General features: G+C 70.0%; 11 protein-coding genes and 1 tRNA gene. 6 read left to right on the forward strand and 6 right to left on the reverse strand.

Annotated elements, in window-relative coordinates; translation table 11 throughout:
- Window positions 1-138: 138 nt before the first annotated feature.
- Both ACFYRX_RS40220 and ACFYRX_RS40225 read right to left on the reverse strand, forming a co-directional pair.
- The gene (locus ACFYRX_RS40220) at window positions 139-1,533 is read right to left on the reverse strand and encodes an NAD(P)/FAD-dependent oxidoreductase (protein ID WP_389111434.1); all 1,395 of its coding nucleotides are present in this window, start codon (window positions 1,531-1,533) and stop codon (window positions 139-141) included.
- A gap of 11 nt (window positions 1,534-1,544) precedes the next feature.
- A complete protein-coding gene (locus ACFYRX_RS40225) occupies window positions 1,545-2,198 on the reverse strand; it encodes a rhomboid-like protein (protein ID WP_389111740.1) in 654 nt (217 codons plus the stop codon).
- Here ACFYRX_RS40225 and ACFYRX_RS40230 point away from each other — a divergent pair.
- From ACFYRX_RS40230 to ACFYRX_RS40240, 3 genes are read left to right on the forward strand one after another with little or no spacing between them, the layout of a single operon-like run.
- The gene (locus ACFYRX_RS40230) at window positions 2,197-3,123 is read left to right on the forward strand and encodes an aminoglycoside phosphotransferase family protein (protein WP_389111436.1); all 927 of its coding nucleotides are present in this window, start codon (window positions 2,197-2,199) and stop codon (window positions 3,121-3,123) included. The two genes, ACFYRX_RS40225 and ACFYRX_RS40230, sit on opposite strands and share 2 nt — an antisense overlap.
- Window positions 3,120-3,602 carry a GNAT family N-acetyltransferase gene (locus ACFYRX_RS40235; RefSeq protein WP_389111439.1) on the forward strand — a complete coding sequence of 161 codons (483 nt, stop codon included), beginning with the start codon at window positions 3,120-3,122 and terminating at the stop codon, window positions 3,600-3,602. Before ACFYRX_RS40230 ends, ACFYRX_RS40235 begins: the two co-directional genes overlap by 4 nt.
- Window positions 3,603-3,615: 13 nt before the next feature.
- Entirely contained in the window at window positions 3,616-4,674 is a 1,059-nt protein-coding gene (locus ACFYRX_RS40240) for a DUF4037 domain-containing protein (protein ID WP_389111442.1), read from the forward strand.
- 14 nt (window positions 4,675-4,688) lie between these two features.
- Here ACFYRX_RS40240 and ACFYRX_RS40245 read toward each other — a convergent pair.
- A tRNA-Thr gene (locus tag ACFYRX_RS40245) sits at window positions 4,689-4,762 on the reverse strand.
- Between the two features lie 215 nt (window positions 4,763-4,977).
- Between ACFYRX_RS40245 and ACFYRX_RS40250 the strand changes: the two genes are divergently transcribed.
- The 3 genes from ACFYRX_RS40250 (at window position 4,978) to ACFYRX_RS40260 (ending at window position 7,590) form a co-directional block, all read left to right on the forward strand.
- Window positions 4,978-6,114 carry an ABC transporter ATP-binding protein gene (locus ACFYRX_RS40250; protein ID WP_389111445.1) on the forward strand — a complete coding sequence of 379 codons (1,137 nt, stop codon included), beginning with the start codon at window positions 4,978-4,980 and terminating at the stop codon, window positions 6,112-6,114.
- A gap of 227 nt (window positions 6,115-6,341) precedes the next feature.
- Window positions 6,342-6,800 carry a hypothetical protein gene (locus tag ACFYRX_RS40255; protein WP_389111448.1) on the forward strand — a complete coding sequence of 153 codons (459 nt, stop codon included), beginning with the start codon at window positions 6,342-6,344 and terminating at the stop codon, window positions 6,798-6,800.
- A 58-nt stretch (window positions 6,801-6,858) separates the two neighbouring features.
- Window positions 6,859-7,590, forward strand: a complete 732-nt coding sequence (locus ACFYRX_RS40260) for an NDP-sugar synthase (protein WP_389111451.1) — start codon at window positions 6,859-6,861, stop codon at window positions 7,588-7,590.
- Between the two features lie 231 nt (window positions 7,591-7,821).
- Here ACFYRX_RS40260 and ACFYRX_RS40265 read toward each other — a convergent pair whose 3' ends face one another.
- From ACFYRX_RS40265 to cysS, 3 genes are all read right to left on the reverse strand, one after another.
- A complete protein-coding gene (locus ACFYRX_RS40265) occupies window positions 7,822-9,483 on the reverse strand; it encodes a DoxX family membrane protein (protein WP_389111454.1) in 1,662 nt (553 codons plus the stop codon).
- Window positions 9,484-9,623: 140 nt separating this feature from the next.
- On the reverse strand, window positions 9,624-10,565 hold the full coding sequence (gene rlmB / locus ACFYRX_RS40270) for a 23S rRNA (guanosine(2251)-2'-O)-methyltransferase RlmB (protein WP_389111456.1): 942 nt from the start codon (window positions 10,563-10,565) through the stop codon (window positions 9,624-9,626).
- Window positions 10,566-10,676: 111 nt separating this feature from the next.
- Window positions 10,677-12,074 carry a cysteine--tRNA ligase gene (gene cysS, locus ACFYRX_RS40275; protein WP_389111459.1) on the reverse strand — a complete coding sequence of 466 codons (1,398 nt, stop codon included), beginning with the start codon at window positions 12,072-12,074 and terminating at the stop codon, window positions 10,677-10,679.
- Window positions 12,075-12,169 lie beyond the last annotated feature (95 nt).

Raw genomic sequence — 12,169 nt, forward strand, 5'->3', positions numbered from 1 at the left:
TCCACAGGCAGCAGAAAGCGTTATCCGATCAGTGCCGACCAGCAACCCGATCACCCACCGCAGACGGTCCGACCAGCGCCGACCAGCGACCCGATCACCCGCCTCCGGTGATCCGAGCACTCGCCGCCGACCCGATCACTACCGTCCGGCAACCCGGTCCGCCCACCGCGCCAGCCGTGACGACTCCGCACGACGGCTCGCGAACTCCCGCCGGTCCGCCGCGCGATACGTGGCGTACATCCCCTGCACGCCCAGCCACCGCAGCGGCTCCGGCTCCCATCTGCGCACCTTGTGCCCCACCCACGGCAGGTCCGTCAACTCCGTCCGGCCACCCTGCCCCGAGTCCTGCTGCACCAGATCCCGCAGGGTCCGGGCCGCCAGATTGGCGGTCGCGACACCCGAACCCACGTAACCGCCCGCCCAGCCCACCCCCGTCGAACGGTCCAGCGTCACCGACGCGCACCAGTCACGCGGCACCCCCAGCACCCCCGACCAGGCATGCGCGACCCGCACCCCGGCCAGCATCGGGAAGAAGCTCACGAGAACCTCCCGCAGCGCCTCGACCGTCGCCTCCTGCGTCCGCCCGTCGTTGTCCGTCCGCGACCCGAAGCGGTACGGCACCCCACGCCCGCCCAGCGCGATCCGCCCGTCGGACGTCCGCTGCGCGTACATGTACGCGTGCGCCATGTCCCCCAGCGTCTGACGCCCCTCCCAGCCGATCTCCGCCCACTGCTCCTCAGAGAGCGGCTCGGTGGCGATCATCGAGGAGTTCATCGGCAACCAGGTCCGCCGCTGACCCTTCAGAGCCGCCGTGAAGCCCTCGGTGCACCGCAGCACATAGGGCGCACGGACCGTGCCGTACGGCGTGACCGCGTGCTTGGCCCGGATCTCCGTCACCGGAGTGTGCTCGTGAACGGTCACCCCCAGCGCCTCCACCGCCGCCGCGAGCCCCTTCACCAACCGCACCGGATGCACCCGCGCCCCGTGCGGCGTCCACGACGAGCCCACCGCGTCCGCGACCCTCACCCGCTCCGCCGTCTCCCGGGCCCCGTACAGCTCACGGTCCTTCTCGCCGTACGACAACTCGTGCTCGTGGAAAGCCCGCAACCGCGCCAACTGCGCGGGCGAACGCGCGACTTCGAGGACGCCCCCCTTGTGGAGACCGGCGTCGAAACCCTCCTCGCCGACGACCCGGACGACCTCGTCGACGGTGTCGTTCATGGCCCGCTGAAGCCGCACGGCGGCCTCATGACCGTGCAGCTTCGCGTACCGCTCCCGCCCCGCGATGCCGTTGTACAGCCAACCCCCGTTACGCCCGGAGGCGCCGTAACCGCAGAACTTCTGCTCCAGTACGGTGATCCGCAGAAAGGGCACGGCCTTCTTCAGGTAGTACGCCGTCCACAGCCCCGTGTACCCGCCACCCACGATCACGACATCCGCCGACGCGTCACCACCGAGCGGCTCCTGCACCCCGGGAAAACCGTCGTCCGCGTACCAGTAGGAGACACCGCCGTTCACGACACCACTGCTCATGGCCCGGGACGCTAACCCGCCGAAGCCCCCGCTGTCTCCTTCGGAATCCGCACACTTTTCCGCCCCCTGACCAGCGGATAACACCCGAACCCGATCAGCACCGAGGTGAAATGCCCCAGATCGGTGAACGTCCGCCCGGTCACCAACGGCACCGCGTACACCACGAGAACGACGAACCCGTAGCCGTACCGCCACGGCGCCGGAATCCGGTACACCAGCACCGCCACCACCCCCGCCAACGCGTAACTCACCCCGATGTCCAGCGTGTTGACCGCCGACGCGGGCGCCACCCCGTGCCGGATCCCCCACAACAACGCCCCCTCACTGATCAGCGTCGCCAGCACATGCGCCGCCGCACACACCCCCAGCCACCGCGCGGTACCCAGCCAACGCTCCACCGGCGCATGAAAGAGGGAGTACAGCCCGACATACGGCAACCAGTGCCCGCCGTCGATCCACATGGCACTGGAGACCAGCACCCGCACCGGATTGCTCGACAACTCATGGATATTGGTCGAACGCTGCCGCAGGAACTCCTCCTCGAACTCCGGCGACATGTGATGCAACGCCACCGTCGTCACGAACAGAATCCCCAGCCAGACATAGGTGCCGGGGGCCCCGCGGACCCAGGCCCGCACCCAGTGGACACCCCGGTTAATTCGCATGAGGCGATTCACGCACGCCGGTAGGGTCCCCCGCGTGATCGACATCCCGGCGGAACTGGCGGCGACACAGGAGCTTCACAACGGCGACAAAGGACGGGAGTTCATCGCCGCACTGCCCGCGCTGGTGACCGACTTCCTGGACCGCTGGGACCTCAGACCCGACGGCACCCCCATGCACGGAGTCACCGCCCTCGTCCTGCCCGTCGTCCGCCGCGCCGACGACACCCCGGCCGCCCTCAAACTGCAACTCCGCGACGACGAGAGCGCCGGCGAACCCCTCGCCCTACGCGTCTGGAACGGCGACGGAGCCGTCCGCCTCCTCGACCACGACCCCACCACCCACACCATGCTCCTGGAGCGCCTCGACTCCACCCGCATGCTCTCCACCCTGCCCGACACCCGCGAAGCCGTCCTCGTCATCGCAGACCTGCTCGCCCACCTCACCGCCACCCCCGCCCCACCCGGCCTACGCAGCCTCGGTGACATCGCGGCGAACATGCTCGACAGAACCCCACAAACCCTGCACCGCATCGCCGACCCCGACACCCGCCACCTCGTCGCCGACTGCGCCGCCGCCCTGCGCGAAGTCGCCGACGAACCCGGCGACCGACTCCTGCACTGGGACCTCCACTACGACAACGTCCTCGCCTCCGACCGCGCCCCCTGGCTAGCCATCGACCCCAAACCCCTCGCCGGCGACCCCGGGTTCGACCTCTGGCCCGCCCTCGACAACCGCTTCGACGCCGACGACATCACCTGGCGCTTCGACGCCATGACCGACACCCTCGGCCTCGACCGCACACGCGCGCGTGCCTGGACCCTGGCACGCCTCCTCCAGAACGCCATCTGGGACAGCCGCCCCCTGGCACCCCACCACGTCGAGATCGCCCACCGCCTGCGCACCCACCGGAGCCACCAGCCATGATCCGCCCCGCCACCCCCGCCGACATCCCCGCCATCCACACCCTCATCCGCGAACTCGCCGACTACGAAAAGGCGTTGAAGGAAGCGAAGGCGACCCAGGAACAACTCCAAGAGGCCCTCTTCGGCCCCCACCCCGCGGCCTACGCCCACGTGGCAACCGACTCCACGGACACGGTGATCGGCTACGCCATCTGGTTCCTCACCTTCTCCACCTGGCGCGGAGTCCACGGCATCTACCTCGAGGACCTCTACGTCCGCCCGGCCGCCCGAGGCGCCGGCCACGGCAAGGCCCTCCTCACCGAACTCGCCCGCATCTGCGACGACCGCGGCTACCAGCGCCTCGAATGGTCCGTCCTCAACTGGAACACCCCCGCCATCACCTTCTACGAATCCCTCGACGCCCACCCCCAGACCGAATGGACGACCTACCGCCTCACCGACGAAGCCCTGACACGGGCGGCCCGCACGCCCACCCGCTGAAAGGGCCCACACCTTGCCCGCCTTCCTCCCCGGCCTCGAACTCTCCCGCTGCTTCTACACAGAAGCCGTGGCCCCTCTACTGAAGAAGACCACCCCAGGCATCGTCCACTCCGCCGCACGCATCGGCCCCGGCTCCGAAGTCCTCGGCTACGACACCCCCCGCTCCGCCGACCACGAATGGGGCCCACGCCTCCAGCTCTTCCTCCACCCCCAGGACGCCACCCACCACGCCGACACCATCAGCCACGTCCTCGCCGAACACCTGCCGAAAACCTTCCTCGGCTACCCCACGAACTTCGCCCCCACCGGCGAGACCCGCGACATCCGCACCATGCGCAGCACCCGGGGCCCGGTCCACCACCGCGTCGAAATCACCCACATCGCCTCCTGGTTCACCAGCACCCTCGGCTTCGACCCGACCGCCCCCATCGCCCCCGCCGACTGGCTCGGCACCCCCACCCAACGCCTCGCCGAAGTCACCGCCGGCGCCGTCTTCCACGACGGGCTCCACACCCTCACCCCCGCCCGCACGGCCCTCCGCTGGTACCCCCACGACCTCTGGCTCCACGTCCTGGCCTGCCAGTGGCAACGCATCGCCCACGAGGAAGCCTTCGTCGGCCGCTGCGGCGAGGTCGGCGACGAACTCGGCTCAGCCGTCATCGCCGCCCGCATCACCCGCGACCTGATGCGCCTGTGCCTCCTCATGGACCGCCGCTACCCGCCGTACGCCAAATGGCTCGGTAGCGCCTTCGCGCACACGCCGGCAGCCGACCGCCTGACCCCGGTCCTCACAGCAGCCCTGGCCTCCACGAACTGGCACGACCGAGAACGCCACCTCGCCACCGCCTACGAGACGGTCGCCGCCCTCCACAACCGCCTCGGCCTCACCGACACCCTCGACCCGACGACCCGCCCGTACCACTCCCGCCCTTACCGCGTCCTGCGAGCGGACCGCTTCGCGGAAGCACTGAAGTCCCGGGTGTCGGACCCGACGATCAGAGCCCTACCCCTACCGGCCCCGACGGACACGACCCCGGAAAACACACAAAAGCCCAGGCCAGAAACCTCCTGACCTGGGCTTTCCAGAGCCCCCTGTCGGATTCGAACCGACGACCTACGCATTACAAGTGCGTTGCTCTGGCCATCTGAGCTAAGGAGGCGTGCCCGCTTACCGCGTGCGTGCGCCCGAGCAGTGTACCCAGGTCACCGGAGGGGCCTGTCGAAAATTTCCGCGAAGTTCACAGACCTCCAGGTACTGACATACGCGTGAACCCCAGGTACCGTCCTGACCCAGTCCACTCGTGTGGACTACACCACCACCTTCCTACAACGGATCGTCCGGCACGTTCCTGCCGGTAGAAGGGGGCCCTTCACCATGGCCACTGTTTCGTTCGACAAGGCGACCCGGATCTACCCGGGTTCCACCAAGCCCGCCGTCGACGGTCTCGACATCCACATCGAGGACGGCGAGTTCCTCGTCCTCGTCGGCCCGTCCGGCTGTGGCAAGTCCACCTCGCTCCGCATGCTGGCGGGGCTCGAGGACGTCAACGGCGGTGCCATCCGCATCGGTGACCGCGACGTGACGCACCTGCCGCCGAAGGACCGGGACATCGCCATGGTGTTCCAGAACTACGCGCTGTACCCGCACATGTCGGTCGCCGACAACATGGGCTTCGCGCTCAAGATCGCCGGCATCAACAAGGCGGAGATCCGGCAGAAGGTCGAGGAGGCGGCGAAGATCCTCGACCTGACCGAGTACCTGGACCGCAAGCCGAAGGCCCTCTCCGGTGGTCAGCGCCAGCGTGTCGCGATGGGCCGTGCCATCGTGCGTGAGCCGCAGGTGTTCCTCATGGACGAGCCGCTGTCCAACCTGGACGCCAAGCTCCGTGTGTCGACGCGTACGCAGATCGCGTCGCTGCAGCGCCGTCTCGGCATCACCACCGTCTACGTCACCCACGACCAGGTCGAGGCCATGACGATGGGCGACCGGGTGGCCGTGCTGAAGGACGGTCTGCTCCAGCAGGTCGACTCCCCGCGCAACATGTACGACCGTCCGGCGAACCTGTTCGTCGCCGGCTTCATCGGCTCCCCGGCGATGAACCTCGTCGAGGTTCCGATCACCGACGGTGGTGTGAAGTTCGGCAACAGCGTGGTGCCCGTCAACCGTGAGGCCCTCAAGGCCGCCTCGGACAAGGGTGACACCACGGTGACGGTCGGTGTCCGTCCCGAGCACTTCGACGTCGTCGAGCACAACGGCGCCGCCGCCGCGGCCCTCACCAAGGACACCGAGGACGCCCCGGCCGGTCTCGCGGTCACCGTGAACGTCGTCGAGGAGCTCGGCGCCGACGGTTACGTCTACGGCTCCGCCAAGGTCGACGGCGAGCTGAAGGACCTGGTTGTCCGTGTCAGCGGCCGTGCGGTCCCGGACAAGGGCGCCACGCTGCACGTCGTGCCGCGTCCGGGCGAGACCCACGTGTTCTCGACCTCCACGGGCGAGCGCCTCACCGACTGAGACGACTGAGTCCGGCCCGGTCCGGCTGACGAAGAGGGCCCCGCAGCACGCTGCGGGGCCCTTCTCGCGTCTGGACGCTGCCGACGGCACCGTGGGGCGAATACCCCGGCACTTCAGTCATTTCGAGCAGTGTGCGTCAACGCCTTACCCAAAAAGCGGCACCATCTCATCCCCCGAACCGGTGACTAAATGTCGCCAAATCATTACCGCACGCTACCCTCACACGCGTGAAGCACTCCACTAACCAACAGACGCGACGCGGCCGGGGCCCCGCCCGCCGTATCGGCCGCTCCCTCGCCCTTGTCCTGCCTGTCGTCCTGGTGCTCTCCGGGACCCTGGCGGTCACCCGAGTCAACTGGTCGGGAGATCCCTCGAGCTCTTCGGTGCTCACCGCTTCGGACGCGACGGTCTCCGACGGCAAGCCGCGCAGCGCTCCCCTGGCTCCGCAGGACGCCCTGCGCGAGCAGCTGCTGACCGAGCTCCAGGAGAAGAACCCCGGCATCGCCCTCACGCACCTCCAGGAGGCCGTCAACGACCGTCCGTCGCTCGCCAGGCACTGCGTCTCCATCGCGAAGGCCCTGGGCCGTGCAGCGGTCCGTGTGTACGGTCCCAAGCGCGCCCAGTCGTACACCCGCCCCGTCTGCGACACGTCCTTCGCGACGGGTGTGGCGGCCGCGCACGGCTGACCCGCGACGGGGGACGCCGACAGAGCTCGGGAAAGGGGCGCGTCGTACAGTTTCGGTCATGACCGATCAGAACGGCGCGTCCCGTCCCACCCAGGCCGTGATCCTGGCCGGCGGCCAGGGTTCCCGGCTGCGTCCCTACACCGACGACCGGCCCAAGCCGATGGTCGAGATCCCCGGTACGGGGACTCCGATCATCGGCCATCAGCTTGTCTGGCTCGCCGAGGAGGGCGTGACGGACGTGGTGGTCAGCTGTGGGCATCTCGCCGAGGTGCTGCAGAACTGGCTGAAGTCGGCCGATCTTCCGCTGCGGGTCACCACCGTCATCGAGACGGAGCCGCTGGGGCGGGGTGGCGGTCTGAAGTACGCGGCCGCGCATCTGCCGCACCCGGAGCGGGCGTGGTACGCGACGAACGGTGACATCTGGACCCGTTTCTCGCTGCGTGACATGGCGGACTTCCACACCGAGCGCGACGCGGTCGCGACGCTGGCGTTGGCGCGTCCGCGGATTCCGTGGGGGGCGGTGCAGACCGACGGCTTCGGTCACATCACGGACTTCATCGAGGCTCCGCCGTCGACGTTCGAGATCAACGCGGGTGTGTACGTCTTCTCGCCGGCGTTCGCCGATCTGCTGCCGGAGCGCGGCGACCATGAGCGGACGACGTTCCCCACGCTCGCGCGTGAGCTGCGGCTGGCCGGGTTCCCGATTCCTCAGGGGGCGTACTGGCGGGCCATCGACACGGCGAAGGACCTGACCGAGGCGGCGAAGGAACTGGCCGCGTTGGGGCGGTGAGGGGCGCCTTCCGAGTGCGCTGACGGGCGTCTTGCGGGTGCGGGTCCGTCGTGGCTGGTCGCGCCCACGCGGCGGTAGCCGCACATCGAGTGCAGGCCCGCGCCCCTGTGAACTCTTCGGTCCCCCTTCGTTTCGTTGAAAAGGTCCCGCACCTCCATGGGTGCGGGACCTTTTCGTGGGCTCGTGTCGCTCAGCCGGTGGGGTTGCCCAGTACGTCGCCCACCGGCCCGCCTACCCCAACAGGCCGCCGACCAGGCCCGGTTCGCCGGAGGAGGAGCCCCCCGTGCCGGAGCCGCCTGTTGAACCGCCGGAGGTGCTGGTGCCGCCGGTGGGGCCCGAGGTGGTGCTGGGGGCCTGCTGGGCCGGGGAGGACTGCTGGGGTGAGGTCCGGCCGGTGGTGCCCTGGGTCTGGCTGGGCGAGCCGCCGGTGGTGGCGCCGGTGTCGCGGGTGGCGCCGGGGGTGGTGGAGGTCTTGGCGGACGGGCCGCTCGTGGCGCCCTGGCTGGGCGTGGTGGACGCCGGCGGGCTCTTCTTGCGGGCCTTGGCGGAGTCCTGCGGGAGCGGGGAGCCGGGCAGTTCGTTGCGCGGGGCCTCGCCGGGGCCGGGGACGATGACGCGGTCGGCGTCGCGGACGGCGCTGCCGAGCACGGAGCCGAGCAGCAGGGTCAGGCCGATGACGATCGCGGTGATGAGGGCGCCGCGGCGCAGGACGTAGCGGCGCAGTTCCCAGATGTCGGAGCGGGGTCCGAGGCGGCGCCATGCGCTGCCGGCGAGGCGGCCGTCGATGGAGTAGACGGGGGCGCCGGCGATGATCAGCGGGGACCAGGCGGCGAGGTAGATGATGTCGGGGGTGTCGTAGGCGGGGACGCTCTTCCAGCTGACGGTGACGAGGAGCGCGGCGGAGAGGCCGGCGCCGACGATCGCGCCGACGCGCTGCCAGCAGCCCAGGATCGTGAGGACGCCCACGATGACCTGGAGGAAGGCGATGACGAGGCCGGCGCCGACCGGGTGCTGGAGGGCGAACTGGCGTAGTGGTTCGGCCACTTCCCATGGGTGCAGGGTGTTGAGCCACTTGACCATGGAGCCGCGTTCGCCGCCGTCGAAGTAGACGGGGTCGCAGAGCTTGCCCATGCCGGCGTAGATGGAGATGAAGCCGAGGAAGATGCGGAGCGGGAGGAGGACGACGCCGAGGTTCATGCGGCGGCCCGGGAAGTACGCGTGCCGCGCGGGTTCGTCGCCCTGCCGCTTCGAGGCGCGGTCGGTGCCGGTCTCGTCGTAGCCGTCGTCGAACTCCTGGCCCGGGTAGGCGTGTTCGTCGTACGCGCTGCCGACGGTCCGCATGTCGGGGAGGAGTCGGGTGCCGTCGGCACCGTCGTGGGTGCGCTGGGCGCCGACGACCGGGGTCTCCATGGTCTGGGCCAACTCGCCGTCGTAGTCGGCCTCGTAGCCGCGTTCGACGTCGATGCGGGGGATGACCTGGGTGGCTCCGGCGTCGGCGGCGGGGCGTTCACCGTGGCCGACGCTGCCGCCCCGCACGGCCTGGAGCAGGCGGTGGGCGCCGGTGTCGTCGGGGGCGGACCTGCCGCTCCACACGACGGGCCGGCGGCGCCCCGCGACGGGGGCCGCGCCGGTTCTGACCGCCGTGGCGCCGACGGCCGCGATGCGCGCGGTGTCCTCGGCGGCGCTCAAGTGCCGTGCGATCCGCTGGGATTGGGCCGTGCGCCGCGTCGACGCGCCCAACTGCACGCGGAAACTGGCGTGGTTGACGATGATCTGCGCCGGATCGCTCGGCACCTTCACCATGCTCAGCGCGGGAGCGTCATCGAACCCGGAATCGAATCCCGACGAGCCGCCCCCCGTGGGTGTGCGGGGTGTTCTGGTGTCCACACTCATCTAACCGAGTGACGTGTGTTTAGGACACTGCTTTGACTCGCCGGATCTGTCCGGACCCCGTCAAGGTTGCCCCGTACGCCACGAATACCCCGTGTGGGGGCCCGCGCCGAAAACCTGTTCAACCTCGACGGGGTGCACCGTCAGGCCCGCCGACGAGCCGCCTCGTACAGCACGATCCCCGCCGCCACACCGGCGTTGAGGGACTCCGCGCCGCCCGGCATGGGGATCCGCACCCGGTAGTCGCAGGTTTCGCCGACCAGGCGGGACAGGCCCTTGCCCTCGCTGCCGACCACGATGACGACGGGGCCGCCGAGGGCTTCCAGGTCGCCCACCTCGTGCTCACCGTCGGCGGCGAGGCCGACGACCGCGATGCCGGCCTTCTTGTACGCCTCCAGGGCGCGCGTCAGGTTGGTGCAGCGGGCGACGGGGGTGCGGGCGGCCGTACCGGCGGACGACTTCCACGCGCCGGCGGTCATGCCGGCCGCGCGCCGCTCGGGCACGAGGACGCCGTGGCCGCCGAAGGCGGAGACGGAACGGACGGCGGCACCGAGGTTGCGCGGGTCGGTCACGCCGTCGAGGGCGACGATCAGGGGGTCCTGCCCCTCGTCGTAGGCGGCGCTCGCGAGGTCCTCGGCGTGCGCGTACTCGTACGGCGGGACCTGGAGGACCATGCCCTGGTGGTTGAGCCCGTTGGTCATGCGGTCGAGCTCGGGGCGGGGGGCCTCCATGAGGTGGACGCCGCCCCGGTCGGCGACGAGCTGGAGGGCCTCGCGGACCCGCTCGTCGTTGTCGATGAACTGCTGGACGTAGAGCGTCACCGCGGGCACGCCCTCACGCAGCGCCTCGACGACGGGGTTACGGCCGACGACCATCTCCGAGGTGCCCTTGCCGCCGCGGCCGCGCGGGGCGGGACGGCGCACCGCCTGCTTCGCCTTGGCGTTGACGATTCGGTTCTTCTTGTGTCCCTTGCGCGCCTCGGCGGGCGGGGTCGGGCCCTTGCCCTCCAGGCCCTTGCGTCGCTGGCCGCCACTGCCGACCTGCGCGCCCTTCTTGCCGGACATGCGGCGGTTGTTGGCTGCCATGACCTACCTGTTCCACGTCGGTGCTGCGTCGGTGAGATGTTCGTACGTCTATGCAGTGTGCCGCCCGGAAGGCCGGGCGGCACAATCGATCTTCGGTGACCGGGGGCGGGGCTAGCGCGGTCCGAGGGTCCAGCGCGGTCCCTGGGGGCTGTCCTCGATGGTCAGTCCCGACTGGCCGAGCTGGTCGCGGATGGCGTCCGCGGTGGCCCAGTCCTTGCGGGCGCGGGCCGCCTCGCGCTGGTCGAGGACCAGGCGTACGAGGCTGTCGACGACGCCGTGCAGGTCCTCGCCTCGGTCGGTCTCGCCGGCCCAGTGCGGGTCGAGCGGGTCCAGGCCGAGGACGCCGAGCATGGCGCGCACCTCGGCGAGGCGGGCCACCGCGGCCTCCTTGTCGTCGGCCGCGAGGGCGCTGTTGCCCTGCCGGACGGTGGTGTGCACGATGGCGAGCGCCTGCGGGACGCTGAGGTCGTCGTCCATTGCCTCGGCGAAGGCGGGCGGCACCTCCGTCGCGGGCGCCACGTCGCCGGCCTTCTCCACGACCCGCTGGACGAAGCCCTCGATGCGCGCGAACGCGGACTCGGCCTCGCGCAGGGCGTCCTCGCTGTACTCGATCATCGAGCGGTAGTGGGGGGTGCCCAGGTAGTACCTGAGCACGATCGGCCGCCACTGCTTGACCATCTCGGAGACGAGGACGCTGTTGCCGAGCGACTTGGACATCTTCTCGCCGCTCATGGTGACCCAGGCGTTGTGCACCCAGTACTTCGCGAACTCGTCGCCGTAGGCCTTGGCCTGGGCGATCTCGTTCTCGTGGTGCGGGAAGATCAGGTCCAGGCCGCCGCCGTGGATGTCGAAGGCGGTGCCGAGGTACTTGTGGGCCATGGCGGAGCACTCCAGGTGCCAGCCGGGGCGGCCGCGGCCCCACGGGGTCTCCCAGTCGGGCTCGCCGGGCTTGGTCGCCTTCCACAGGGCGAAGTCCCGCGGGTCCCGCTTGCCCGTCTCGCCGTCGGCGGAGGGCTGCAGGAGGTTCTCCAGTTCCTGGTTGGAGAGCTGGAGGTACTCCGGGAAGGACTTCACGTCGAAGTAGACGTTGCCCTCGGACTCGTAGGCGTGGCCCCGCTCGATGAGGCCGCGCATCATCTCGATCATCTCGGGGACGTGCCCGGTGGCCCGCGGTTCGTATGTGGGCGGGAGGCAGCCGAGGGCGTCGTAGCCGTCGTTGAACGCGCGCTCGTTGTCGTAGCCGATGGACCACCAGGGGCGGCCCTGGTCGCGGGACTTCGCGATGATCTTGTCGTCGATGTCCGTGACGTTGCGGATGAACGTGACGTCGTAGCCGCGGTGTTCGAACCAGCGGCGCATGATGTCGAAGTTCAGGCCGGAGCGGATGTGGCCGATGTGCGGTGCGGCCTGCACGGTGGCACCACAGAGGTAGATCGAGACACAGCCCTGTGTGAGCGGGGCGAAGTCGCGGATCTGCCGGGCGTTGGTGTCGTACAGGCGAATGGTCACGATGCCTAGGGTAGTGGGCGGCGGGGTGTGTGTGGAGCCGCGTGTGGATTGTCGGGTGCGGGCCGGTGGGGGCTTGTCGCGCCCACGCGGTGAGC

The organism is Streptomyces sp. NPDC005374 (assembly GCF_042872225.1).
Taxonomy (GTDB): domain Bacteria; phylum Actinomycetota; class Actinomycetes; order Streptomycetales; family Streptomycetaceae; genus Streptomyces.

Coding starts and splice junctions, on each gene's coding strand:
- ACFYRX_RS40225 (WP_389111740.1), bottom strand. CDS start 2,198: ATGCGAATTAACCGGGGTGTCCACTGGGTGCGGGCCTGGGTCCGCGGG.
- ACFYRX_RS40230 (WP_389111436.1), top strand. CDS start 2,197: ATGAGGCGATTCACGCACGCCGGTAGGGTCCCCCGCGTGATCGACATC.
- ACFYRX_RS40220 (WP_389111434.1), bottom strand. CDS start 1,533: ATGAGCAGTGGTGTCGTGAACGGCGGTGTCTCCTACTGGTACGCGGAC.
- ACFYRX_RS40265 (WP_389111454.1), bottom strand. CDS start 9,483: ATGAGTGTGGACACCAGAACACCCCGCACACCCACGGGGGGCGGCTCG.
- ACFYRX_RS40250 (WP_389111445.1), top strand. CDS start 4,978: ATGGCCACTGTTTCGTTCGACAAGGCGACCCGGATCTACCCGGGTTCC.
- rlmB (WP_389111456.1), bottom strand. CDS start 10,565: ATGGCAGCCAACAACCGCCGCATGTCCGGCAAGAAGGGCGCGCAGGTC.
- ACFYRX_RS40260 (WP_389111451.1), top strand. CDS start 6,859: ATGACCGATCAGAACGGCGCGTCCCGTCCCACCCAGGCCGTGATCCTG.
- ACFYRX_RS40235 (WP_389111439.1), top strand. CDS start 3,120: ATGATCCGCCCCGCCACCCCCGCCGACATCCCCGCCATCCACACCCTC.